The 24,979-nt window shown below is 48.9% G+C and carries 25 protein-coding genes; 16 read left to right on the top strand and 9 right to left on the bottom strand.

Translation table 11 applies throughout. The features are described from left to right. Positions 1 to 367 precede the first annotated feature (367 nt). Both KP22_RS05320 and KP22_RS05315 read left to right on the top strand, forming a co-directional pair. Positions 368 to 961 (top strand): hypothetical protein, encoded by a 594-nt coding sequence (locus tag KP22_RS05320; protein ID WP_039299711.1) that lies wholly within the window; start codon positions 368 to 370, stop codon positions 959 to 961. A 235-nt stretch (positions 962 to 1,196) separates the two neighbouring features. After that, on the top strand, positions 1,197 to 2,279 hold the full coding sequence (locus tag KP22_RS05315; RefSeq protein ID WP_039322860.1) for an MBL fold metallo-hydrolase: 1,083 nt from the start codon (positions 1,197 to 1,199) through the stop codon (positions 2,277 to 2,279). A gap of 85 nt (positions 2,280 to 2,364) precedes the next feature. On the opposite strand, the gene KP22_RS05310 is transcribed toward KP22_RS05315, so the two are convergent. Further along, positions 2,365 to 3,096, bottom strand: coding sequence for a MerR family transcriptional regulator (locus KP22_RS05310; protein ID WP_039299716.1), 732 nt, complete (start codon positions 3,094 to 3,096; stop codon positions 2,365 to 2,367). Between the two features lie 124 nt (positions 3,097 to 3,220). After that, a complete protein-coding gene (locus KP22_RS05305) occupies positions 3,221 to 4,441 on the bottom strand; it encodes a diguanylate phosphodiesterase (RefSeq protein WP_039322858.1) in 1,221 nt (406 codons plus the stop codon). A 355-nt stretch (positions 4,442 to 4,796) separates the two neighbouring features. Between KP22_RS05305 and ycgZ the strand changes: the two genes are divergently transcribed. From ycgZ to KP22_RS05290, 3 genes are all read left to right on the top strand, one after another. Then, positions 4,797 to 5,036: a regulatory protein YcgZ gene (gene ycgZ, locus KP22_RS05300; RefSeq protein WP_039299720.1), complete on the top strand. Its 240-nt coding sequence runs from the start codon at positions 4,797 to 4,799 to the stop codon at positions 5,034 to 5,036. Between the two features lie 173 nt (positions 5,037 to 5,209). Next, positions 5,210 to 5,521, top strand: coding sequence for a hypothetical protein (locus KP22_RS05295; protein ID WP_039299723.1), 312 nt, complete (start codon positions 5,210 to 5,212; stop codon positions 5,519 to 5,521). A gap of 40 nt (positions 5,522 to 5,561) precedes the next feature. Beyond that, entirely contained in the window at positions 5,562 to 5,840 is a 279-nt protein-coding gene (locus KP22_RS05290; RefSeq protein WP_081923361.1) for a biofilm development regulator YmgB/AriR family protein, read from the top strand. 189 nt (positions 5,841 to 6,029) lie between these two features. Here KP22_RS05290 and ychF read toward each other — a convergent pair whose 3' ends face one another. Both ychF and pth read right to left on the bottom strand, forming a co-directional pair. After that, complete coding sequence (gene ychF / locus KP22_RS05285) at positions 6,030 to 7,121, bottom strand: redox-regulated ATPase YchF (RefSeq protein WP_039322857.1); 1,092 nt, start codon at positions 7,119 to 7,121, stop codon at positions 6,030 to 6,032. A 129-nt stretch (positions 7,122 to 7,250) separates the two neighbouring features. Continuing rightward, a complete protein-coding gene (gene pth, locus KP22_RS05280) occupies positions 7,251 to 7,838 on the bottom strand; it encodes an aminoacyl-tRNA hydrolase (RefSeq protein WP_039299727.1) in 588 nt (195 codons plus the stop codon). Between the two features lie 312 nt (positions 7,839 to 8,150). On the opposite strand from pth, the gene ychH reads away from it, so the two are divergent. After that, a complete protein-coding gene (ychH, locus tag KP22_RS05275) occupies positions 8,151 to 8,420 on the top strand; it encodes a stress-induced protein YchH (protein ID WP_039299729.1) in 270 nt (89 codons plus the stop codon). Between the two features lie 171 nt (positions 8,421 to 8,591). Here the strand turns inward: ychH and prs are convergent, their stop codons facing one another. The 3 genes from prs to lolB form a co-directional block, all read right to left on the bottom strand. Next, positions 8,592 to 9,539, bottom strand: coding sequence for a ribose-phosphate diphosphokinase (gene prs, locus KP22_RS05270; RefSeq protein WP_039299731.1), 948 nt, complete (start codon positions 9,537 to 9,539; stop codon positions 8,592 to 8,594). A gap of 137 nt (positions 9,540 to 9,676) precedes the next feature. Then, positions 9,677 to 10,549 carry a 4-(cytidine 5'-diphospho)-2-C-methyl-D-erythritol kinase gene (gene ispE / locus KP22_RS05265; protein ID WP_039322854.1) on the bottom strand — a complete coding sequence of 291 codons (873 nt, stop codon included), beginning with the start codon at positions 10,547 to 10,549 and terminating at the stop codon, positions 9,677 to 9,679. Between the two features lie 3 nt (positions 10,550 to 10,552). Continuing rightward, positions 10,553 to 11,176, bottom strand: a complete 624-nt coding sequence (gene lolB / locus KP22_RS05260) for a lipoprotein insertase outer membrane protein LolB (protein WP_039299736.1) — start codon at positions 11,174 to 11,176, stop codon at positions 10,553 to 10,555. 232 nt (positions 11,177 to 11,408) lie between these two features. On the opposite strand from lolB, the gene hemA reads away from it, so the two are divergent. From hemA to KP22_RS05220, 8 genes are all read left to right on the top strand, one after another. Next, positions 11,409 to 12,665 (top strand): glutamyl-tRNA reductase, encoded by a 1,257-nt coding sequence (gene hemA, locus KP22_RS05255; protein WP_039299739.1) that lies wholly within the window; start codon positions 11,409 to 11,411, stop codon positions 12,663 to 12,665. 33 nt (positions 12,666 to 12,698) lie between these two features. Continuing rightward, a complete protein-coding gene (gene prfA / locus KP22_RS05250) occupies positions 12,699 to 13,781 on the top strand; it encodes a peptide chain release factor 1 (protein WP_039322852.1) in 1,083 nt (360 codons plus the stop codon). Next, positions 13,781 to 14,626 (top strand): peptide chain release factor N(5)-glutamine methyltransferase, encoded by an 846-nt coding sequence (gene prmC, locus KP22_RS05245; RefSeq protein WP_039299748.1) that lies wholly within the window; start codon positions 13,781 to 13,783, stop codon positions 14,624 to 14,626. The genes prfA and prmC overlap by 1 nt, the downstream gene beginning before the upstream one ends. Before the next feature lie 5 nt (positions 14,627 to 14,631). Continuing rightward, positions 14,632 to 15,033 carry a SirB2 family protein gene (locus KP22_RS05240; protein WP_039299750.1) on the top strand — a complete coding sequence of 134 codons (402 nt, stop codon included), beginning with the start codon at positions 14,632 to 14,634 and terminating at the stop codon, positions 15,031 to 15,033. Between the two features lie 2 nt (positions 15,034 to 15,035). Further along, positions 15,036 to 15,845, top strand: a complete 810-nt coding sequence (gene sirB1, locus KP22_RS05235; RefSeq protein ID WP_039299752.1) for an invasion regulator SirB1 — start codon at positions 15,036 to 15,038, stop codon at positions 15,843 to 15,845. Between the two features lie 75 nt (positions 15,846 to 15,920). Beyond that, on the top strand, positions 15,921 to 16,775 hold the full coding sequence (kdsA, locus tag KP22_RS05230) for a 3-deoxy-8-phosphooctulonate synthase (protein WP_039322849.1): 855 nt from the start codon (positions 15,921 to 15,923) through the stop codon (positions 16,773 to 16,775). Between the two features lie 429 nt (positions 16,776 to 17,204). Continuing rightward, positions 17,205 to 18,698 carry a catalase gene (locus KP22_RS05225; protein ID WP_167333798.1) on the top strand — a complete coding sequence of 498 codons (1,494 nt, stop codon included), beginning with the start codon at positions 17,205 to 17,207 and terminating at the stop codon, positions 18,696 to 18,698. A 60-nt stretch (positions 18,699 to 18,758) separates the two neighbouring features. Next, the gene (locus KP22_RS05220) at positions 18,759 to 19,301 is read left to right on the top strand and encodes an ankyrin repeat domain-containing protein (protein WP_039322844.1); all 543 of its coding nucleotides are present in this window, start codon (positions 18,759 to 18,761) and stop codon (positions 19,299 to 19,301) included. A 37-nt stretch (positions 19,302 to 19,338) separates the two neighbouring features. On the opposite strand, the gene ydgH is transcribed toward KP22_RS05220, so the two are convergent. Further along, a complete protein-coding gene (gene ydgH / locus KP22_RS05215) occupies positions 19,339 to 20,292 on the bottom strand; it encodes a DUF1471 family protein YdgH (RefSeq protein ID WP_039299761.1) in 954 nt (317 codons plus the stop codon). Between the two features lie 581 nt (positions 20,293 to 20,873). Between ydgH and pntA the strand changes: the two genes are divergently transcribed. Further along, positions 20,874 to 22,403, top strand: coding sequence for a Re/Si-specific NAD(P)(+) transhydrogenase subunit alpha (pntA, locus tag KP22_RS05210; RefSeq protein WP_039322839.1), 1,530 nt, complete (start codon positions 20,874 to 20,876; stop codon positions 22,401 to 22,403). 10 nt (positions 22,404 to 22,413) lie between these two features. Continuing rightward, the gene (pntB, locus tag KP22_RS05205; protein WP_039299765.1) at positions 22,414 to 23,802 is read left to right on the top strand and encodes a Re/Si-specific NAD(P)(+) transhydrogenase subunit beta; all 1,389 of its coding nucleotides are present in this window, start codon (positions 22,414 to 22,416) and stop codon (positions 23,800 to 23,802) included. 188 nt (positions 23,803 to 23,990) lie between these two features. Here the strand turns inward: pntB and uspE are convergent, their stop codons facing one another. Next, positions 23,991 to 24,941 (bottom strand): universal stress protein UspE, encoded by a 951-nt coding sequence (gene uspE, locus KP22_RS05200; protein WP_039299767.1) that lies wholly within the window; start codon positions 24,939 to 24,941, stop codon positions 23,991 to 23,993. Positions 24,942 to 24,979 lie beyond the last annotated feature (38 nt).

Raw genomic sequence — 24,979 nt, 5'->3', positions numbered from 1 at the left:
GAGCGCTACTGATGTCATATTCTGATACGCCTGAACAGGCGGTTGTGATCGGGTGGGCCTGCCAGCGCTGGTGCAGACTGTGCCGAATCTAGGCTGCTTAATGCAGTCGTCGGTGGTTAGTAGGGGGCTGCGTACAGGGCACTTTATGGCTCCAAATGACACATTGGGGGGGCTAAACGACGCGATCCTAGCGAAGGAATCCTCCGACAACAAGTTTTTGTATAAAAAATGCTATTCTTTCCTATAGTTGTAGAATGCGTTGCAGTGTTTAAACTCGGTGGTCAAGGCGATAAAAAGTCGAAGTCTATCGACATAAACGTGCAGAGTATGACGGGATGATGCACACAATGAAGAATCGGGGAATATAATGAAAATCAGTGTGATAAAGAAAGGGATTGTTGGTCTGCTAGTGGCGCTGCCGTTATACGGTTTAGCCGAGACAAAGGATCCAGACTTGTTTGTTGGTTATACCACGCAGGATCTTACCGATGCATTACCTGCGCAATTGTTGAATATGATTCAGCGAGACAAAGTGGTCGATGCGGCAAACCATATGGTGCAGACCGAGTATGTTGACCCGACGGCAGGCAATAAGGCGTTGGTTTCTCTGTTTATGTTGCCGCCAGATAGCGATGGCAATATCCCAATTGCTTCCAAACCTGGCGATCTGGATGCGGTGATCGCGAGCACGGAAAAAGAGATGCTGCGTCAGCGTATCAAACCTGACCAGCGTGCAGGAAAAATTGACGATGCTACGCCTTTTCGCTGCTTACAAACGATTCTTAATAACAAGGTTCTACATTCCCTGTGCTCGACGCTTATTAAAGGGCGCGTGTTGGAAGTTCAGGCGATCAATACGGTCGACAATATTCAGGATGAAGCAGGGCTAAATAAAGTCATCGGACAACAGAACGAATTCGTTATCGGAATGGGAAAAACGCTGCTGGCGCTTAAGAAATAGCGTGTAGGTGATGAACGTCATTGGTGAAAGGCCACCATAATTCCCCACCAAAACCCAGAGCGAAGGTGAGTGCCTTCGCTTTTTTTGCACCAAAAACCCTTCGTTTCTCCCTTGCCAGATTCTCAGCGTTCGTGCATAACTGCCGGAGCCAGAGAGGCGATGCCTGAAATTATCATTACGAAACCGTACTCATTACAAAACAATATTCATCACGAAACGACACCGGATAAATTCTATGATTTTGTTACTCGTTTTGGCTGTGATTGCAGTAGCCGTTTACGGCTGGTTAAAGCAGCCGCAATACGTTTCACCAGTGGTAAAACCTCAGCCGGAAAATCCACTCTTTCGCGATGGGGCGTTTCATAACCCGGTTGCTCGCCCGACGGTAGGTAGCCAAAATCGAATCGCACTGCTGTATCGCTTTCTTTTCGGTAAAGATGTAGGTGCGTTACCCGATACTCGCCTGCCTTCGGAAAAGACCAATCTGCATCAGTTAAGTAAAACGGATAACGTCATCATCTGGATGGGGCATTCCAGCTACTTTATTCAATTGGAAGGAAAAACCTTCCTGCTGGACCCGGTATTTAGCGACAACGCTTCGCCGGTGCCACGTACCAATATCGCCTTCAAAGGCAGCAATGTGTATTCAGCAGAAGACGTTCCAGAAATCGACTACCTGTTGATCACTCACGATCACTGGGATCATCTGGATTACCCTACGCTGAACGCGCTACGCGGAAAAATTCGCCGTATTGTCACGCCGACGGGCGTGGGATCTTATTTTGTAAAATGGGGCTTCTCCCGTAAAGACATTACGGAAGGCGACTGGTTCAGCAGCCTGAAAGAGAACGGGGTGGAAATCCACGTGCTTCCTACACAACATTTTTCCGGTCGACTCCTCAAGCATAACCAAACGCTGTGGGGATCGTTTGCGCTGATAACGGCGCAACATCGTCTGTATCTTGGTGGTGACAGCGGCTATGGTGCGCACTATAAAGAGATCGCCGAACGGCTGGGTGGGTTCGATATTGCGATACTGGAATGCGGTCAATACGACAGTGATTGGCCCTACGTTCACATGACGCCGGAAGAGAGCGCGCAGGCGGCGAGTGACTTGCAGGCCAAGGCGGTGTTACCGAGCCACAACAGCAAATTTAAGCTGGCGCACCACCGCTGGAACGATCCGCTGGAGCGCATTTCTCAAGCCAGCGAAAATCAGAATTGGCGATTAATGACGCCGCGTATTGGTGAATGCGTCCAGGTAGATAACCCGCAACAGACGTTTAGTCAGTGGTGGTGCTCTCGTCTAGACAGCTAAGCCTATAGCAATGGCGTTTATTTGACACAGTTAGGTGGCGCGAGAATCAACGCGGTTTAGCGGTATCATACGGCTTGCCACCTGACTACGCTTTGTGAAAATCGATAGCAAAGCCCTGTGCTTGCCAGTGAGCGAGTTGTTCACGCTGGCTGCGGGACAATGCTTTACCTGTCCATACAAGGATGTGCTGACCCGGAAAGAGTTCCGGGCGGGGCGAGCTGAGCGGTTCCGCCAGCACCTCAATGTGCCAACCCTGCTGCGAAAGACGCCACGCTTCTAGCCATAGACGTGTGCGGTCGTCGGTATCCCATGCGATCAGTAATGCATTTTTACCTTTTTTCTTACGTGTCTCAGCAAGGCATAGAACAGCATATTCGATAAGTACGCCATCCAGCAGACTAGACATAATGCGTGACGTGTTTTGATCAAGACTGAGGCGCTGACGTACGGGGATAAAAACATGATCGATGAGCGAATCGGCAGGATGCTCGCGGCTTATTGCCATGATCATGGTTCGCAGTTTGGCTGGGCTAACATGACGCAGTACCGTCATCATCTCTTCCTGAAATGATGACCAGCCATCATTGATGGCAACACTTTTTTCTTCTAGCAGCGCTTTAACCTTACCAACAGGAACGCCGCTTTCTACCCAACGCTTAATATCTTCGATTCGTTGAATATCGCTTTCATCAAACTGGCGATGCCCACCTTCGCTACGTTGCGGTTTCAGCAATCCGTAGCGCCGTTGCCAGGCACGCAGTGTTACAGGGTTAATTCCACATCGCTCGGCTACGTCACCGATACTATAAAAGGTCATTGACTCCCTCATGTTAAAAATCTACCCGCTTGCTTCTAAAACTAACTAATCAGAGCAGGTTGTACAAATTTTTTTTTACTGTACAAGTAAGTGAACCTTACCATTCCCCCAATATCGCGCTTATTTAAAAAACGGATTTTTTTTCTGGCCAGGCAACCGCGGGGGTTGTACCAATCTCTGGTTTAGCGAATAGGTATCCCTGAAACAGAGAGATTCCCGCAGATTCCAGCCACATCCACTCTTCGGGTTTTTCTACGCCTACGGCGGAAACTGAAATTTCAAGTGAGGTACAGCATTTGATAATGGCTTGAATAATAGCCTGACGAGAGCCACTTCTGTGTACATCCTTGATGAGATCTCGATTGATCTTGATTCGATCAGGTTGAAATTGGGCAAGTAATAACAGCCCGGCAAATCCTGCCCCAAAGTGATCAATGGCTAAGCGGATACCGGCGGCTTTCAACAGCCTGACAGCATCAGTGAATTCGTCAAAGCGTGAGATAACCTCACTTTCAGTAAATTCAATAATGACCTGTTCTGGAACCAGCCCGTTTGCCTGAATTTCCTGCAAAAGAAAGTTGACTGCCTGGGGGATTTTAACCAGCGTCATCGGCCTAAGATTAACAGACAGACTCTGTTCTCCGAGCAGTAATGCGGAGGCCATAGCAAATGCAATTTTTTTACTTCTGAGGTCTGCTTCGTAGATTTCATCGTCTGTCAGCCCCTCGAAATAAGCATGGGGGCGGTCACCTGATGGCGTACGGATTAAGGCTTCCAGCGACACTATCTGTTGGGACAGTGGGTCGATAATCGGCTGGAACGCGAAGCTACAGTCTGATGCTTTATCTGCGGCAACGACTTTTGACGGCGTGACATTGTCATCGAGAACAAAATCCCATGAATCAGCAGGGGGAATTTCAAAGTAGTTCTCTTTTTCTCTGTTTTCAACGAATGTTCTAAAAAATTGGAGGGCGCGATCATCATAGGTTAGTTGATATTTAGACGTGCTTTTGTCCAGTAGATTCTGTAGCACTTCATGTCTGTCATACTTTCTTAAATCAACGAGTTCCATACCTGCTTTACCAAACCGTCGCGATGGTGCGTAGTCACATAAAAGCTCTACAACGTTATAGTGACGCGGGTCTTCGCAGATATTGCGGTAGATAGGAATAACGCTTTCCTCAGGCCCCTCAAGCAATTGGAAAAAATGGGTGCCATTGAAAAGTAAAATGCCTGTTACGTCAGCTTGGCTGTTCTTTTCATTTGCAGCAGCCACCATGTCTTCTAATGTGTTAACCGGAATATTGTCGCAGAGATGGCTACGGTAAATGAGGGTGGTGAGCATGGTTGTTCCGAGACAAAAATGAATGATTCAATACAGTAGCAGATGGTTATCTACACGTCTTGTAGGGAATGACGCTTGTTTCAAAGATAACAGGAAGAGGTAACGCCTTGGCATGACTACGCTTTCCTGATGTATTGATTTTTTGGTTTGTGCTTTCTTGATTTTGTTGTGAATGTACAACTTAATCAGTTTGCTACTGTGCATCTTTGTTTTTTTAATTCATTGAAATGTATTGTTTTTTGTTTTTATATAAAGGTTTCCTGAAAATAATGTACAACTTTTGTGTACGAATCCTCTGTTTTTGTATAAGTTTAGCAATACTTTCACTGATTACTAAAGAATAGAGGAGTGACACATGCATCAGAATGGCCACATTCCAAATACTGCTAATGCCATCACCCGGTATTTCAACAAGGCAACGCTGCCTAACCAGCAGGAAACGTTAGGGAAAATTGTTGTTGAGATTCTAAGCGAAGGAAAAAGCCTAAGTCGAAAAGCCATCTGCGATAAATTGCTGCGTCGAGTCGAGCAGGCTTGCGGTACTGAAGAAGAAAGACACTACTACACGTTAATCGGCCTGCTTTTTGATCGTTAAACACGCCAGATGAAGTCTAATAAATGTTTTAAATTGATGTTATCAGAGTCAATTCTGTCAGGAGGCAGTGAGGGTTTTGCCTAGGTACGGTAACCTTTGTCTGGCTCTTCCATCAGAGCAACTGACTAACGCCGCGTTCCGCTTCGGTCATTGCGGCGATCAGAGATGCAGTTATGAAAAGTAGTGAAATTAATCAACTGACAGATGAATTAATCGGAGAGGCGGTATTGTCCCTCCTCAAGGAACATTGTCCCATCAGTCTTCAGGCGCTTATTGTGAAGCTGAAAGCGATGGAAGCTCACGAACCTAATGGATTGCGGCGAGAGACAATGGCACGAATTGTTGCTGAAATGAGCCACAATAACGGTGCCGCTGTCAATATCAGCCCAACGAATGAGCAAAGCGGTTGGGACAGGGGAGCCATGGATAATGTCTATCCAATGTTTGGCGACAACCAGCAGGGTAGTTTCGATAAAAAGCACTGACAGTATCTAATGACAAATAAATCAATAACGGTGTGAATACATGAGTCAGACTATACTTAAAAAGTCAGAAAATTATGCAGATATCCCAGATACGATTCTGTCTGAGTATTTTCGTAATGCAGGCGATATGCTGGCAGATGAATCGGCAATGCTCGGTGCGGTTATTCGCAGTATCCTTGCCAGCGGTGAATCACTGACTAATAAAGCGCTTATTCTGCGACTGATGGGGTTACTTGAGTTAACGGATGATGTGGTTAAGAGCGATATCATTCGTAAGACATTGGAAATCATCGTGGATCATACAACGGACGATATTTAATCTGTAAATGAGGTTTGCCGCTCTTCATACACAGGCTTTTTCTTCTTCCCCATTGATTATGTACAGCAACCAATTATCCCAAATAAATCCATTTATATGAAAAGAAAAATCCACGCAACTGCGTGGATTTTATAGTTTTTTACGGCTTTTATGAGATTCAGCGAAACCTCATGAGACGGAAAATTTTATTTAGACGTTGAACAGGAAGTTCATTACGTCGCCATCTTTTACGATGTAATCTTTACCTTCTGAACGCATTTTTCCGGCTTCTTTCGCGCCTTGTTCACCTTTGTAGGTGATGAAGTCTTCATAGGCGATAGTTTGTGCGCGGATGAAGCCTTTTTCGAAGTCGGTGTGAATTTTGCCTGCGGCCTGTGGAGCAGTGGCGCCGACAGGGATTGTCCATGCGCGGACTTCTTTCACGCCAGCGGTGAAGTAGGTTTGCAAGTTCAGCAGTTCATAGCCTGCGCGGATCACGCGGTTCAACCCCGGCTCTTCTAAACTTAACTCAGCCATAAATTCATCACGGTCGGCGTCATCCAGCTCTGCAATGTCTGATTCAACGGCGGCACAGACGGCTACGACGACAGAACCTTCAGCGGCCGCGATTTCACGCACTTTATCGAGGTAAGGATTATTCTCAAAACCGTCTTCGTTGACGTTAGCGATGTACATCGTTGGTTTCAGCGTCAGGAAGCTCAGGTAGCGGATAGCTGCTTTATCATCATCGCTTAAATCCAGCGAGCGCAGCATGCCTGCATTTTCCAATTGCGGTAAGCATTTCTCCAGTGCAGCTAGCTCAGCTTTAGCATCTTTATCGCCGCCTTTAGCTCTCTTTTGTACGCGATGAATGGCGCGTTCACAGGTATCGAGGTCAGACAATGCCAATTCAGTGTTGATTACCTCGATATCATCGGCCGGATCAACTCTATTATTGACGTGGATGATATTGTCGTTTTCGAAGCAGCGAACAACGTGGCCAATGGCTTCTGTTTCACGGATGTTGGTCAGGAACTGGTTACCCAATCCTTCACCTTTGGATGCACCTTTTACTAGCCCTGCGATATCAACAAACTCCATAGTGGTAGGAAGGATACGCTGCGGCTTGACGATTTCAGCCAGTTTGTCCAGACGTGGATCGGGCATCGGTACTACGCCGGTATTCGGCTCGATGGTACAAAACGGGAAGTTGGCCGCTTCGATGCCGGCTTTGGTCAACGCATTGAACAGAGTGGATTTACCGACGTTAGGCAGCCCAACGATACCGCATTTGAATCCCATGTTTATATCACCTTAAATAACTTATTAATCAGACAATTACTTTATCTTGCCTGTCAGAATGGAAATGTCTTGGCCGATTATACACGCAATGGCGATTTATCTCGATCTACCATCCGCGTTCTGGCCAGATTATGCCGCTTTGAAGGCATGTAAGCGGTTCATCGCTTTTATCATGTCTTCTTTCATCAAAATTTCTGTGCAGCGCACGGCTTCGTCAATGGCACCGTCGATCAGTGTCTGCTCACTCATTGGTGGTTTACCCAACACAAAACCGGTCACTTTGCTTTTGTCACCCGGATGGCCGATACCAATGCGTAAACGATGAAAGTTCAGGTTATTGCCCAATTTACTGATGATATCTTTAAGCCCGTTGTGTCCGCCGTGTCCGCCACCCAGCTTAAGTTTGGCAACCCCGGGTAATAAATCCAGTTCATCGTGTGCAACCAAAATTTCATCCGGCTGGATGCGGTAGAAAGTGGCCATTGCCGCGACGGCTTTTCCGCTCAGGTTCATGAACGTAGTGGGAACTAGCAGGCGTACATCTTGCCCAGCTAGGTTCAGACGGGAGGTGTAACCGAAAAATTTGCTTTCTTCTTTTAGCGACTGGCGATAAGACTCAGCCAGACGATCGACAAACCAGGCACCCGCATTATGACGAGTGGCGGCATATTCCGCGCCAGGATTAGCCAGGCCGACAATTAATTTAATGCTGCTCACGGTATATTCCAGATTACGTGCTTAAACTTACGCAGGGTTGCGTGATTATAAGAGCGCTAGTTTACACACCGCGTGGTAGATAACCAAATCGCGGTATTGGGATGTGAAAAAATTGTTATTTATTTAGTGGCGTGATTATTCATCTTTTTGTCTATTTATTTGTTTAAACGTAAAAAAATATTAATCATTATTTTTATTTGTGATCCCTCCCGCAATCATATGACAGCGTTATTGTCTATAATTACACCAATAATAAAAAGTAAACTGTAATGGCACTCCGATTCATCCACTGAATTTATCTGGAGGTGGCAGATGAAACGCAAGAACGTAGCAACATTAGGTAATGTGTTGATGGGGCTTGGCATGATTCTGATGATTGGTGGTATTGGTTTCTCCATCGCCAGCCAGTTCCCTAAACTGAATGTCCCTGAGTTTATGACTTACATTGATCTGGTCGGTATCTTTGCTGGCGCTATATTCTGGTTGGTGGGGGCGCGTATTAGCGGGCGTGAAGAAGTTGCAGACCGTTATTGGTGGGTTAAACACTTTGATAAGCGTTGCCGTCATCAGCGTCACCCATAAACGCCAATGTAGTCTAATGAAATGAACAGTAGAGCCGCTGTAGCTTCGCTGTAGCGGTTTTTTTCGTTTTTTATAGAGATAAAAAACGGAAAAAAGTTATAAATAAGAAAGCCACCTTGTTACAGGTGGCTCCATCATTATCGTTTGCGATCGGTTATCGATCAGAAGCGATTAATGTTCAAACATCGCAGAAATAGATTCTTCGTTGCTGATACGACGAATCGCTTCGGCCAACATACCTGACAACGTCAACGTACGAACATTCGGCAGAGCACAAATGTTTTCCGCCAGCGGGATGGTATCGCAGACAATCACTTCATCAATTACAGAGTTCTTGATGTTCTCGTAAGCATTGCCTGAGAAGATCGGGTGTGTAGCATAAGCGAATACGCGTTTAGCTCCACGCTCTTTCAGCGCTTCCGCCGCTTTGCACAGCGTACCGCCAGTGTCGATCATATCGTCAACCAACACGCAGTCACGACCAGCAACATCACCGATGATATGCATCACCTGAGAAACGTTGGCACGTGGACGGCGCTTGTCGATGATCGCCATGTCAGTATCGTTCAACAGTTTGGCGATTGCGCGAGCACGCACAACGCCACCGATATCAGGAGAAACCACGATTGGGTTTTCCAGATTCTGTTGCAACATATCTTCTAGCAGGATCGGGCTACCGAATACGTTATCTACCGGCACATCGAAGAAACCCTGAATCTGCTCAGCGTGCAGATCAACGGTCAGAACACGGTCAACACCCACGCTGGACAGGAAGTCAGCAACGACTTTCGCGGTGATTGGCACACGTGCGGAGCGCACGCGACGATCCTGACGGGCATAGCCGAAGTAGGGGATAACGGCGGTAATACGTCCCGCGGAAGCGCGACGCAGAGCATCAACCATCACAACCAGTTCCATCAGGTTGTCATTGGTGGGTGCACAGGTGGACTGGATGATGAAAATATCACCACCGCGTACATTTTCATTGATTTGCACGCTGACTTCGCCATCGCTAAAACGACCGACAGCGGCGTCGCCAAGGCTAGTGTACAAACGGTTGGCAATACGTTGTGCTAGTTCCGGGATGGCGTTACCAGCAAAAAGCTTCATATCAGGCACGAGAAGAACCTCAGGCTTGCGTCCAGAGAAATATTGCACCTGCCAGGCAGGGAAAAGCAACAGGCACAATATGCATACGGGTGTATGAATTAAGTTTGCTACAGACTGGCCGCACGGCAGCCGGTGTGTGGCAAAACCTAACGTTGCCCAGAAAGCTTACGTCGTAGCGGAGAAATATTAACACCTCGCGCGACGAAACCGTTTAACCATTCCGGGGCCTGGTCAAGCACCTGACGGGCTGCGAACTCGGTGTCAAACTCTGCAAACACACAAGCCCCCGTTCCAGTCAGGCGCGCCGGGGCATATTCTAGCAGCCATGAAAGTAGCTGTTCAACCTCACGAAAACGTTTTCTTGCGATAGCTTCACAATCATTGACGAAGGTCTGGTTTAATAAAGTTTCTAAATCACGGATTGGCGAATTACGCGTCAACTCAGGATCGCCGAAAATCAACGGCGTGGCAATGCTAATGCCAGGGTGTGCCACCAGATACCATTTTTCTGGCGGATTTGCTGATGTTAGCTGTTCGCCAATGCCTTCGGCAAAGGCGGCATGTCCACGGACAAAAACGGGAACATCTGCACCCAGCTGTAGCCCCAATTCGGCCAACGTATCAACGCTCAGCCCGCTTTTCCACAAATGGTTAAGGGCGACCAGAACGGTGGCCGCATTGGATGAACCGCCGCCCAGCCCACCGCCCATTGGTAGGCACTTTTCGATATGAATGTCTGCACCGAAATGAGCAGGGCGAAGAGCATGCTGTATACAATGCTGCTGTAATAAGCGTGCGGAGCGGACAATCAAGTTTTGCTCATTCTCTACGCCGTCTACGGGGGTAAGCAGGTTAATCTGGTCGTCACTACGCGGTCGAATCGTCAGCGTGTCACCGTAATCCAGAAACTGGAATAGCGTTTGCAACAGGTGATATCCGTCCGGTCTTTGACCCGTAATATAAAGAAACAGATTGAGTTTGGCGGGAGCAGGCCATGTCTCGATAACCGTCGGTTGCATCGCTTATTTAACCATCCAGTTATTCATCTTCAGCTTAATACGCTGCTCGCCCTGAACCAATTCGAGGCTGGTTGGAAGCGGGGGCGTCAACTCGGTGTTGTAGCTCTGATAGTTGACATTCCAATTTTGATTGCCCTGACGATAGGTGATGGTTTTCAGCAGATAGCGCTCATCCAGCGTGAACTCTGTTGCGTCACCCGGAATGCCGAGGATCCATTGGCGCAGGTTATTCAGCGGGATCGCCATGCCGGTCAACTGCTGAATCATGTATTCGGCATCTTTACCTACGTAACGTTTACCCTGATTGTCAGTAATTTGCACACCGTCGGACTGGGCACGCAGCTCTAATTCGGTGCTACCGAGCGGGTTGGTCAGCAGCAGCCGATAACGCTGCGGCGGTGTATCCTGCCAGAAAAAATTGGCTGATACTTTTTTGCTATCGGAGATATAGGCAAAAGCGCCGCGCGTCTGATATTGGCTGAGTTGTTGTACTTTTTGCTGATGCTGTTGCCACTCTGGCGAGGTTCGGCTTTTACCCGTTTGGGGCGGTTGATTAATGCTACAGGCGGCCAGCAATAGACTGGCTAAAGGCAGTAACCGCAGGCATCGGACGGTTTTGGTTGGCATGTCGGTCGTATCCTGTAAATGAAAGAAGTCCGTGAAATACGTCACGCTAACGGGCTTACCGCTCAGCGTCAATGGTTGTTATTCGTTAATGGCGTTTATTGTCTTTTGTCAAAAAGTGACTACCTCGGACGAGGTGTATCGCGTGCTGTCGCTTTTCTTGCACTCCTGCATCAAGTAGAATGCGACTCAAACGAAATCCATACTAAGACCGGTATTACTCAGAAACAGCCTCATGACCCTGCTTGCGCTTGGTATTAATCACAAAACTGCACCAGTTTCTCTGCGTGAACGCGTTGTGTTCTCACAGGAAAAACTTGGGGTGGCTCTTGACAGCCTGCTACAGCAACCGCTGGTGCAGGGCGGCGTTGTGCTGTCTACCTGTAATCGTACGGAACTCTATCTTAGCGTTGACGAACAGGAAAACCAGCGTGAACAGCTGATTCGCTGGCTGTGCGAATATCATCAATTGCGCCCAGAAGAAGTTAACGGCAGCCTGTACTGGCATCAGGATAACGCCGCGGTTAGCCATTTGATGCGTGTTGCCAGCGGCCTGGATTCTCTGGTGCTAGGCGAGCCGCAGATTTTAGGGCAGGTGAAGAAAGCATTTGCTGAATCACAGCGTGGTCATTCCTTGTCCAGCGAACTAGAGCGGCTGTTCCAGAAATCCTTTACTGTCGCCAAGCGCGTTCGCACGGAAACGGATATCGGTGCCAGCGCAGTGTCGGTGGCGTTTGCGGCCTGTACGCTGGCGCGGCAAATTTTTGAATCTTTGGCTGATGTCACGGTACTGCTGGTCGGTGCCGGAGAAACCATTGAACTGGTCGCTCGCTATCTTCGCGAGCATAACGTTCAGAAAATGGTGATCGCGAACCGTACCCGTGAACGTGCACAGGCGTTGGCAACCGAAGTGGGCGCAGAAGTCATCACGTTGGCAGAGTTGGATGAACAACTCGTTCATGCCGATATCGTGATCAGCTCAACGGCAAGTACACTACCGATTATCGGAAAAGGGATGATGGAACGGACGCTGAAAGCGAGGCGCAATCAGCCTATGCTGATGGTAGATATTGCGGTTCCACGTGATATTGAGCCAGAAGTCGGCAAATTACCAAACGTTTATCTCTACAGCGTGGACGACCTGCATGCGATCATTCAGCATAATCTCGCGCAGCGCAAAGCGGCAGCGGTGCAGGCTGAATCTATTGTGCAGCAGGAAAGCTCCGATTTCATGGCGTGGCTGCGTGCGCAGTCCGCGGTGGAAACCATTCGTGACTATCGCGCTCAAGCCGATGAGCTGCGTACAGAAATGACGGCCAAGGCGCTGGCGGCCATCCAACAAGGCAATGACGTTGAAGCGGTGATTCAGGAACTGACACACCGTTTAACCAACCGTCTGATTCACGCGCCAACCAAATCCCTTCAGCAAGCCGCTCGTGACGGCGACCAAAATCGGTTACAAATTTTACGTGACAGCCTTGGGCTGGACTAGCATTCATCTCTATTACAGGATTTAACCGCCCGCATGAAGCCTTCTATTGTTGCTAAACTGGAAGCGTTACAAGAACGCCATGAAGAAGTCCAGGCGTTACTCGGTGAGCCCAGCATCATTGCTGATATGGATCGCTTTCGCGCGTTGTCGCGAGAATATGCCCAGCTCACTGATATTACTGGCTGTTTCCAGCAATGGCAGCAGGCTCAAGAAGACCAACAGACCGCAGAAATGATGCTCGACGATCCCGAAATGCGCGATATGGCGCAGGAGGAATTGAAAGAAAGCAAAGCGATAATTGAGGCATTGGAGCAGCAGCTTCAGGTGCTGTTATTGCCGAAAGATCCCGACGATGAGCGCGGCTGTTTTCTGGAAGTACGCGCGGGAACCGGCGGTGATGAAGCGGCGATATTTGCCGGTGATCTGTTCCGCATGTACGGTCGCTATGCTGAATCACGCCGCTGGCGCGTTGAGGTTGTGAGCGCCAGCGATGGTGAACATGGTGGCTATAAAGAAGTTATCGCCAAGATCTCCGGTGATGGCGTGTACGGTCAGCTCAAGTTTGAATCTGGCGGCCATCGCGTGCAGCGCGTTCCTGCGACTGAATCTCAAGGGCGGATCCATACGTCGGCCTGTACCGTCGCCGTCATGGCGGAGGTGCCAGAAGCAGAAATGCCGGACATTAACCCTGCGGATTTACGCATCGACACCTTCCGCTCTTCTGGTGCGGGCGGTCAGCACGTTAACACCACCGATTCCGCCATCCGTATTACTCACTTGCCTACAGGCATTGTTGTGGAATGTCAGGACGAACGTTCACAGCACAAGAACAAAGCTAAGGCATTGTCAGTGTTGGGCGCGCGTATTCGTGCGGCAGAAATGCAGAAACGTCAGTTGGAAGAAGCATCAACGCGCCGTAACCTACTTGGTACTGGCGATCGCTCTGACCGTATCCGTACCTACAACTTCCCGCAGGGAAGGGTGACCGATCACCGCATTAACCTGACGCTTTACAGACTGGATGAAGTCATGGAAGGGAAGCTGGACACGCTGATTCAACCCGTAGTACAGGAATACCAGGCCGATCAGCTTGCTGCGTTGTCCGAGCAGGAATAATGACGTATCAGGATTGGTTAATTTCTGCAACAGCGCAACTCGCAGCGGGTGAAAGCCCGAAGCGAGATGCGGAAATTCTGCTGGGCTTTGTGACCAGCAAGCCCCGAACGTTCCTACTGGCGTTTGGTGAGACCGAGCTGAACGCGGCTGAACAGCAGCAGTTAACTGAACTGCTGGCGCGCCGTGAACAGGGAGAACCTATCGCCTATTTGATCGGCGTGCGCGAGTTCTGGTCATTGTCGCTGGCCGTGTCGCCCGCCACGCTGATTCCTCGTCCCGATACCGAATGTCTGGTCGAACAAGCCTTGTTACGCCTACCTCAAACGCCGTGTGCTGTGCTGGATTTGGGCACCGGAACCGGAGCAATCGCGCTGGCGTTGGCGAGTGAGCGACGCGATTGTCGGGTAGTTGGTGTCGATGTTCAACCCGATGCCGTTGCGTTAGCAACAAAAAATGCCCAGCAATTGGGGCTAGACAATGCCCGCTTCTTGCCCGGAAGCTGGTATTCACCGCTCGATCATATGCGCTTTGCGCTTATCATCAGCAATCCTCCGTATATCGATGCTGATGATGTGCATCTGTCACAGGGCGACGTTCGCTTTGAACCTGCCAGCGCATTGATTGCTGCCGACAACGGATTGGCGGATTTGCGCACCATTATTGAATCTGCTCCGCATTATTTAGACGCCGATGGGTGGCTGCTGTTGGAACACGGCTGGCAGCAGGGTGAGGCGGTGCGTCAACTGTTGCAGGTACGAGGATTTACACAGATAGAAACTTGTCAGGACTATGGTGGCAATGACCGTGTGTCGTTAGGGCGCTGGTTGGATACCATCAATTATTAGGAGCAATGGACGTGATAACTCTTTACCCAGCCACGATATATCTACATCTGGCAACGGTTGGCATCAGTATTTCCCTATTTGTTATTCGTTTTTTCTGGCTGTGTCGGCAATCGGTTCTACTGCAACAGCGCTGGGTTAAAATTCTGCCGCATATTAACGATACCTTGTTATTGATCAGCGGTATTGGTTTAATCATTCTCAGCCACACGTATCCGTTTACACCCGAGCAAAGCTGGCTGACGGAAAAACTGTTTGGCGTTATCATTTATATCCTTCTTGGCGTTATCGCCTTGGGGAAACGCCCTCGTAGCCAGAACGTTCGCTGGCTGGCGTTTGTATCTGCTTTACTATGCTTTGGTGTGGTCGTGCTGCTGGCACTGACCCAATCACCGTTGCTGATGGAATAATTATGAGTGCTATTGCTGATTTTGAATTCAACCAGTCACGGCTAAGTGATGGTGTCGTGTTAGTTTCACAGGCTATTCGCCGCGACTTTCCCGCTCAGGATGTGCGGCAAAATCTGCAACAGCTGGTTGAGAGCGCCCGAGCCGCTATTCCTGACGGCCTTGAGCAAGATCTTCAGCTTGAAAAACTGATTGAACTGTTTTATCACACCTGGGGATTCGGCGGTGCTGGCGGGGTTTATCGCCTGTCTGATGCTCTATGGCTGGATCAGGTGCTGGAATCTCGTCAGGGTATGCCAGTGTCACTTGGCATCATCTTCCTGCATATCGCAAATGAACTCGGTCTTCCGTTGATGCCGGTGATTTTCCCGACGCAGTTGATTCTGCGTGCCGACTGGCTCGACGAAGAGATGTGGCTGATCAATCCGCTTAATGGCGATACGCTGAGCGAGCATGTGTTGGAAGTATGGCTTAAAGGTAATATCGGCCCGTCAACCCGCTTGCTGGATGAAGATTTGGATGAATCGGAGAACGTCCTGATCGTGCGTAAAATGCTCGACACGTTGAAAGTCGCACTGATGGAAGAAAAACAGATGGAATTGGCGCTGAGAGCCAGTGAGGCCGTGCTGCAATTTGACCCAGACGACCCTTACGAAATACGCGATCGCGGCCTGATTTATGCTCAACTGGATTGCGACCATATTGCACTGTCCGATCTCAACTATTTCGTTGAACAGTGCCCGGAAGATCCGGTGAGTGAAATGATAAAAGTGCAGATTCACTCGATAGAGCAAAAACAGATTGTCTTGCATTAAAAAAACAGTCTTGCATTAAGAAACCGTTTTGCAGTAATGCAGCGTTAATTTATTTTCCGACATGAAGGTAACAGTATGACGAATAAAGTGGTCAAGATCGGGGATATCCCCGTTGCCAATGACTTGCCTTTTGTGCTGTTTGGCGGCATGAATGTTCTTGAATCACGCGATCTGGCGATGCGCATTTGTGAGCATTACGTCACGGTCACGCAGAAACTGGGTATTCCTTACGTATTCAAGGCGTCATTCGATAAGGCTAACCGCTCTTCGATTCACTCTTACCGCGGTCCCGGCCTGGAAGAAGGGATGAAAATCTTCCAGGAGTTGAAACAGACCTTTGGCGTAAAAATTATCACTGATGTGCATGAATCGCATCAGGCACAACCTGTTGCAGACGTAGTTGATGTGATTCAACTTCCCGCGTTTTTGGCGCGCCAAACCGATCTGGTGGAAGCGATGGCGAAAACGGGGGCGGTGATCAACGTGAAAAAACCTCAGTTCGTTAGCCCAGGCCAAATGGGGAACATCGTCGATAAATTTATCGAAGGTGGCAACGACCAGATAATTCTGTGCGATCGCGGCAGTAACTTTGGTTACGATAATCTGGTTGTCGATATGCTGGGCTTCAATGTCATGAAGCACGCTTCCAACGGCTCGCCAGTGATTTTCGATGTTACGCATGCGCTACAGTGCCGCGACCCGTTTGGTGCGGCGTCCGGTGGCCGTCGTGGGCAGGTGACCGAATTGGCGCGTGCCGGCATGGCAGTCGGTCTGGCAGGGCTATTTATTGAAGCTCACCCGGATCCCGCGAATGCCAAATGCGATGGCCCGTCGGCGCTGCCGCTCGGCAAACTGGAGCCGTTCCTGCAACAGATCAAAGCGATTGACGATCTGGTAAAAAATTTCCCTGAACTGGACACCAGCAAGTAATAAGAGTTGTGGATCTGTGCGCTGATGAAGAAGTATTGCAGGGGCGCACAGATCACGCTCTCCAAACGGTGGTCGTCAGTCATTGTTTGGATGAAAAATAGCAAAATGTGATACCAATCAGGTTATACACCCTCATTTTTTCCTCGTGATTTTTTAATTTCCCTTTAATTCGCATCACTTTTACCCGCTTTTTCTACATGGAATTAGATTACAGCTATTGATGTAATAGGTATTGGGTGCTCACGTCTTTCTGTTCTCATCGGTAGAGTATCTGATATTCCGACACGAGCTCGGAATGCCTTGTGGGCTGAGGCGAGGAAATACACCATCGCTAACGCGGCAGGGAATGGACTTCACGACAATAATGAGGACTGCGTTATGAATTATCCCTTTGTGAGCAATCTCTTTTCCTATAAAAAAAGTGCGGCAATGGTTTTGCTGGGACTTTTTGCTTCTTCGGTTAGTGCGTCGACCTTGACGCGTGATAATGGCGCGCCGGTTGGCGATAATCAAAATTCACAAACGGCTGGTGATAATGGGCCGGTACTCTTGCAAGATGTGCAATTGTTGCAAAAATTGCAGCGATTTAACCGTGAGCGTATTCCTGAACGTGTTGTTCACGCTCGTGGTACGGGGGCTTATGGCGAATTTAGCGCGACAGCGGATATTTCCGATTTAACCATTGCTGAGGTGTTTAAAACAGGCATTACGACGCCGGTTTTCGTTCGTTTTTCTAGCGTGGTTCATGGTAATCATTCACCAGAAACGCTGCGCGATCCGCGTGGGTTCGCGACCAAATTCTATACGTCTCAGGGAAATTGGGATTTAGTCGGTAATAATTTCCCCACATTCTTTATTCGGGATGCGATTAAATTTCCAGATATGGTGCATGCTTTTAAGCCCGATCCACGCACGAATTTGGATGATGACGCCCGTCGATTCGATTTCTTTTCCCACGTACCCGAATCTATTCGTACGCTAACGCTACTCTATTCCAATGAAGGCACGCCTGCCACTTATCGCAATATGGATGGTAATGGCGTACACGCTTACAAGTTAGTGAATAGTAAGGGCGAGATTCATTACGTCAAATTCCACTGGAAAACGCTGCAAGGAATCAAAAACCTCGATCCGCAACAGGTTGAGCAGGTGCAGGGAAAAGACTACAGCCACATGTCCAACGATTTAGTGTCTGCAATTAAGCGCGGCGATTTCCCTAAATGGGATCTCTATATTCAGGTACTCAAGCCGGAGGATTTGAAGAAGTTTGCTTTCGATCCGCTGGACGCGACAAAAATCTGGCCTGACGTCCCTGAACGAAAAATTGGACAAATGGTGCTGAATCGCAATCCTGAAAATATTTTTCAGGAGACGGAACAAGTTGCGATGGCTCCTTCCAATCTGGTGCCGGGAATTGAGCCCTCAGAAGACAAATTGCTTCAAGGGCGGCTGTTTGCCTATGCCGACACGCAAATGTATCGTATTGGAGCCAACGGACTCAGCTTGCCAATCAATACGCCGCACAATGGCGTTAACAACGGTAATCAGGATGGTAGCCTGAACAGTGGGAAAACGCAGAACAAAGGCGTCAACTACCAGCCTAGTCGATTGTATCCTCGTGAGGAGTTGGTTTCCGCACGTTATAGTCACTTACCATTACAGGGTAGTACGACACAGAGTAAAATCCAGCGAGAGCAGAATTTTAAGCAAACGGGCGAACTGTATCGTTCCTACAGTGATAAAGAGCGGACCGATCTGGTTAATAGCCTAGGCACGGCGTTAGCAACGGCCGATAAAGAAAGCCGCGACATCATGCTGTCGTACTTTTACAAGGCTGATGCGGAGTATGGCTCGCGTCTGACTGCGACGGCAAAAGCTGATCTTGCCACGGTGAAAAAGCTGGCTGAAAAACTGTCTGACTAAGCGTATTAAATGCCCTGCGCCATTCATGGCGCAGGGCATTTATCTCAAGGAGGAAAGACAGTGAAAACACTATTGCTGATTCTTGGGTTGTTCATCGCTATCCCCCAGGTGGCGCAAAGCGAGGAAACGAGGCTGAGAGAAATCGAAGTCACCTCATCGCTTAATCGGTACTTATGGGATTCAGCCAGGCATGGCGATCTTGAAATACTCCAGACCTTTATCACATCGCACTACAATCTGAATGTAGCGGATGAAAAGGGCTATACAGCGGTGATCCTCGCGGCTTATCACGGGCATGATGCCGCGGTGGAAGCGTTGATAAAAGCAGGGGCTGACCCATGTCTGCGTGATGCACGTGGTAATACTGCGTTGATGGGTGCGGTTTTTAAAGGTGAGATAAAAATCGCCCGCCGATTGATAGCCGCTGAATGCAACCCTGATGAACGTAATCATGCAGGACAAACGGCTGCGATGTACGCCTCGCTGTTCCAGCGTTCAGAACTTTTGAAAGCGCTGAAAGAGAAAGGCGCGGATTTTGAGATGAAGGATGCGAATGGTAATAGCGTGGAAACGCTGAAGAAGGGGGAGTTTACTACCCGATAGTGCTTAGCCCGCATTGCTGCGGGCTATTTCATTTACCTTACTTATAAAGGTCAGCGCTGATTGTGAGGTTGTTGCCTTTACCTTCCCACTGTCTGGTGACGTGGTAGTACTTGGCTCCTTTCGCGCCTGCGCGTTTAGCAACGGCTTCAGACACCTGCGTCATATTGGTGTAGTTGCCGCGGAACTGAATGGAATCGAAAGGCACCATCTGAGCCGCTGTGGCATTGTTCAATTCTTGAATTTGCGTGCCATCGGACAACGTTACTGTGTAACGCCCGCCTTTTGATGACTGCGTTTCAAAGAAGTTACCTACGTTACGGCTAGGGCTACCTGAGTTGGCGACACCAGGGATTTCTACCTTAGCCGCTTCCGCACCACCCGCAGCAAGTGCCGCACGGCCAGCATCAGAATCTGCTGGAATCACGTCTGTGCTCTGGGTCTGACGTTTCGGTGCATCGGCTTTATAAATATACGCGGTGATTCTTTGGTTGCCGCTATTTGAATTAACATCAATCTGACGGACGATGTAGTACGAATCTGCATTTTTCTCTTTTGCCGCTTTCGCGATGGCATCATTTACATCCGGTTGACTGCGAAAGAATCCAGCAACGGTTACTGTATCATAGGGTTCCAGTGAGTAGGCCGCGTCTTTGGGTAACTCTTTCACGCCATGAAACGTGCGGAATTGGATGTCCTGATTCGCCTTTGGCGCATCTTTGCGATACAGGTCGACAGTAACATTCCAGTTTCCGCTCGAATTAGCGTCATCCATAGCTTGCACATAGAACGACTCCGCACCCGATTTGTCGGCACGTTTTGATGCTGCGGCAACGGCTTCATTGATTGCGTTAAAACGCCCTTTAAATGTAATTCTTTTAAATGGTTGCAGGGATTCTGCCTGCTCAGGTGTCAGTTCCTGTGCAGCCTGCGCTGAAAATGCCGAGAGTGATAACAACAATGTAGATGCAATAACAGTAGTCTTCAGCTTCATAAAAAATCCTTTCGCCTTTCTGCAACTCGAATTATTTAAGGTATAGCAATCAACCTGTAACGGAATAGAGCCGATTATCGCACGGAATAAATTCTTGTGCTTTAGCATTTTCAACGGCCTGAAATGCCGTGATACTTCGGTTGGGAACAAGGAAAGTGCTAATAATAACGGTTAATGATTGTTTTGGCATCATAAGGGATATTTATGCGATTTATCGCATTAACAAGCTTGTAACACATCGTTTTTGTGAAACAGAACAGAAAAATACTTCTGTAAGAATGCTACAAAAGGCAGAGAAGAGCATGATTTTCGACCAAGAAAGGCTGGCAGAACCTGTGATAACTCGGCTTTTCTGTGAAATTCATTTTATTTATGGATCATCGATCACATTTTCAGTACGTTATAAATGAGTTCGCCTAAAGTGAGACGCCCCAAAAAAAGCGTGTGGTAAGAAGATGATAAGACCCTCTTCCTACCGCGTGAATGCGGGGATATAGGGTGCAGCAGGTCTCGGCGAATTCGTATAACAGAATAGGGTGAGAATAATAACCTTCGTTAAAATAAGCGAAAAGGGTATCAGCATGCGTATTGGTGTACCAAGAGAGCGGTTGACCAATGAAGCCCGTGTAGCAGCGACGCCGAAAACGGTTGAACAACTGCTGAAACTGGGTTTTACGGTCTCGATAGAACGTGAAGCAGGAAAACTGGCAAGTTTTGACGATGCGGCATATGAAGAAGCTGGCGCGTCAATTGTTGACAGTTCGGAAGTCTGGCAATCTGATATTGTCCTGAAGGTAAATGCGCCGCAGGATGATGAAATCGAACTGACCCGAGCGGGCAGTACGGTTGTCAGCTTTATCTGGCCGACACAAAACCCGGCACTGCTGGAGAAACTGGCCGCTCGTCAAGTGACGGTAATGGCAATGGATTCCGTGCCGCGTATTTCGCGTGCGCAGTCACTGGATGCGCTCAGCTCGATGGCTAACATCGCTGGCTATCGCGCTATCGTTGAGGCTGCCCATGAATTTGGTCGCTTCTTTACCGGACAGATTACCGCAGCAGGTAAGGTTCCACCTGCCAAAGTCATGATTATCGGTGCCGGCGTCGCCGGTTTGGCTGCGATTGGCGCTGCGGGTAGCCTGGGCGCTATCGTTCGTGCTTTTGACACCCGTCCTGAGGTCAAAGAGCAGGTTAAGAGCATGGGCGCCGAGTTCCTCGAACTCGACTTTGAAGAAGAGGCCGGCAGCGGTGACGGCTATGCCAAAGTCATGTCTGAAGCCTTTATCAAAGCCGAAATGGAACTGTTTGCCGCGCAGGCGAAAGAAGTCGACATTATTGTCACGACCGCACTGATCCCAGGGAAACCGGCTCCACGCCTGATCACCAAAGAGATGGTGCTGAGCATGAAGCCTGGTAGCGTGATCGTCGATTTGGCCGCGCAAACGGGCGGAAACTGCGAGTTGACCGTTGCCGACCGCGTGACGGTTACGGAAAATGGCGTGAAAATTATCGGTTACACCGATTTACCTAGCCGTTTGCCGACACAATCTTCACAGCTTTACGGCACCAACCTTGTCAACCTGCTGAAGTTACTCTGCAAAGAGAAAAACGGTGAAATCGATGTTGATTTTGATGACACCGTGATTCGCGGTGTGACTGTGGTTAAAGCTGGCGAAATCACCTGGCCAGCTCCGCCGATTCAGGTTTCAGCTCAGCCACAGCAGGCGAAACCTGCCGCTGCGGCAGTGAAAGTAGAAGCCAAGCCAACATCGCCGTGGAAGAAATATGCGTTCCTCGTGATCGCCATTCTGCTGTTTGGTTGGCTGGCTGATGTCGCACCTAAAGAGTTCCTGTCTCACTTTACCGTTTTTGCATTGTCCTGCGTGGTGGGCTATTACGTTGTCTGGAATGTTAGCCACGCGTTGCACACACCACTGATGTCAGTCACTAACGCGATATCAGGCATTATCGTTGTCGGAGCATTGTTGCAAATCGGTCACGGCGGATGGGTGTCGTTCTTCTCATTCATTGCCGTATTGATTGCCAGCATCAATATTTTCGGTGGTTTCACCGTGACGCAGCGCATGCTGAAAATGTTCCGTAAAAACTAAGGGGTAACACATGTCTGGTGGATTAGTAACTGCTGCATACATTGTTGCCGCAATTTTGTTTATTTTCAGTTTGGCCGGGTTGTCCAAGCACGAAACGTCGCAACAAGGGAACATCTTTGGGATCAGCGGTATGGCACTTGCGCTGATCGCGACGATTCTGGGGCCTGATTCTGGCAACGTTGGTTGGATCATCGTGGCTATGGCGATCGGTGGGTCAATTGGTATTTATCTGGCGCGTAAGGTTGAAATGACCGAAATGCCAGAATTGGTCGCTATTCTTCACAGCTTTGTGGGCTTGGCTGCGGTACTGGTGGGCTTTAACAGCTTCCTCGATCATGGTGAAATCACCGATCCGGTGATGGTAAATATCCATTTGACGGAAGTCTTCCTGGGTATCTTCATCGGTGCTGTTACCTTCACGGGTTCGGTTATCGCATTCGGCAAATTGCGCGGTAATATCTCTTCCAAGCCGTTGATGTTGCCTCATCGCCATAAAATGAATCTGGCGGCGTTGGTTGTATCCTTCCTGCTGTTATTGGTCTTCGTCAACACCGGCAGCGTAGCGTTACAGGTACTGGCGCTGATTCTGATGACGGCAATTGCACTGGTATTTGGCTGGCATCTGGTTGCATCGATTGGTGGTGCAGACATGCCGGTCGTCGTTTCCATGCTGAACTCCTACTCCGGTTGGGCGGCAGCGGCAGCGGGCTTCATGCTAAGCAATGACCTGTTGATCGTGACCGGTGCTCTGGTGGGTTCTTCTGGTGCGATTCTGTCTTACATCATGTGTAAGGCCATGAATCGTTCCTTTATCAGCGTGATTGCCGGTGGTTTTGGTACCGATGGCGTTTCCTCCAGTGAGAGCGAAGAGGTAGGAGAATATCGTGAGGCTTCAGCCGAGGACGTGGCTGATTTACTCAAGAACTCAACTTCAGTCATCATCACTCCGGGATATGGTATGGCCGTTGCACAGGCGCAATACCCTGTGCATGACATCACCGCAAAACTGCGTGCACGCGGTATCAATGTTCGCTTTGGTATTCACCCGGTTGCTGGGCGTCTGCCTGGTCACATGAACGTGCTGTTGGCTGAAGCAAAAGTGCCTTACGATATCGTGTTGGAAATGGATGAAATTAATGATGATTTCGCCGAGACCGATGTCGTGCTGGTGATTGGCGCGAATGACACCGTGAACCCGGCGGCGCAAGAAGATCCACATAGTCCCATCGCGGGCATGCCGGTGCTGGAAGTGTGGAAAGCGCAGAACGTTATCGTATTTAAGCGTTCGATGAATACCGGTTACGCTGGCGTACAGAACCCGTTGTTCTTTAAAGAGAACACGCAGATGCTTTTTGGCGATGCCAAAGACAGCGTTGAGGCGATTCTGAAAGCACTGTAAGAAGTGAAGACCACCTCCCGAGGAGGTGGTTTATGATTGACAACGAAAGGGGCGAATATCGCCCCTTTTTTACATCTTAAATATCGACTCTTCATGTTTTACGTTGCATGTGCGCCGCATAACATTGCCAAAAATAATGCCAGCGCTAAGGCCGGCATTATTTGATTCAAACGTGATGAAACATGGAGTCAGTTGTTATCACTGTCTTCCTGTGTAATCGGTGATACGAAGTCATCGGGTTTGATTGCCAACAGGTCACATTTCAAGTGATCGATAACATGCTCAACCGTGTTGCCGATAAAGGCAGCGGAAAGACCGGTTCGCCCCAGCGACCCTAATACCACGACACCAGCCTGCAAATGCTCCGCCAGATCGGGGATCACTTCTTCTGGTAGCCCTTTTTCTACATGCGTCACACGCTCATCCAGACTGAACTTCTGGCGTAGCGACTTCATGGCAATCAGGTGCTGCCCTCGAATCGCATCGTTGTAGACGCTGGGATCGAAATCAGGCAATTCAATGGCAATATTGATGGGAGTCACTGGATAGGCACCAACCAGGTGGACCTCTGTTTGGTCAACCTGCTCAGCCAGTTCCAGCGTTTCTGATACCAATTTGATATTGAGTGGATCGTGATAAGGGTCTTCACTGGCCAGGTTGACCGCAACCAATGCACGACCTTCGAGCGGCCATGGCTGATCTTTTACCATCCACACTGGGCAAGGGCATTTACGCAGTAACTGCCAGTCTGTTGGCGTAAAAATAACTGCTTCTAGACGATCGTGCTGATGTGCCATTTTTAACAACAGGTCATGTTGCCCGGAAATGACTTCTCGAATGATGGCTTCAAAGGGCTTATTGTGCCAAACCACTTTGATTTCTATAGAAATACCTGCTTCAAGGTAGTATTTGCACTGTTCCGCAATCCACTCGGTCCGCTGTTGAATAACGCCCTGACGCATCTCTACTCTTTCATCGGGGGAAAGTAGGGTGGTCATTTCATAAGAGAAATCGTAAATCGGCAGAAATGCCTTGATACGGCCGCCAAGTCGCTGAACCAGGTAAACCGCCCGACGCAGCGCTGGTTGATCATCCTGGTTTGGGTCAATAGCTACCAGTAAATTCTGATACTTTGCCATAGCTCCTCCAAACAGCTGTTACTCCACAGCCTGTAAAT

This window comes from Pectobacterium betavasculorum, from assembly GCF_000749845.1.
In the GTDB taxonomy this organism is placed as follows: Bacteria; Pseudomonadota; Gammaproteobacteria; order Enterobacterales; family Enterobacteriaceae; genus Pectobacterium; species Pectobacterium betavasculorum.
Note: the sequence above shows the minus strand (reverse complement) of the source record. Positions and strands in the feature narration are given on the sequence as shown.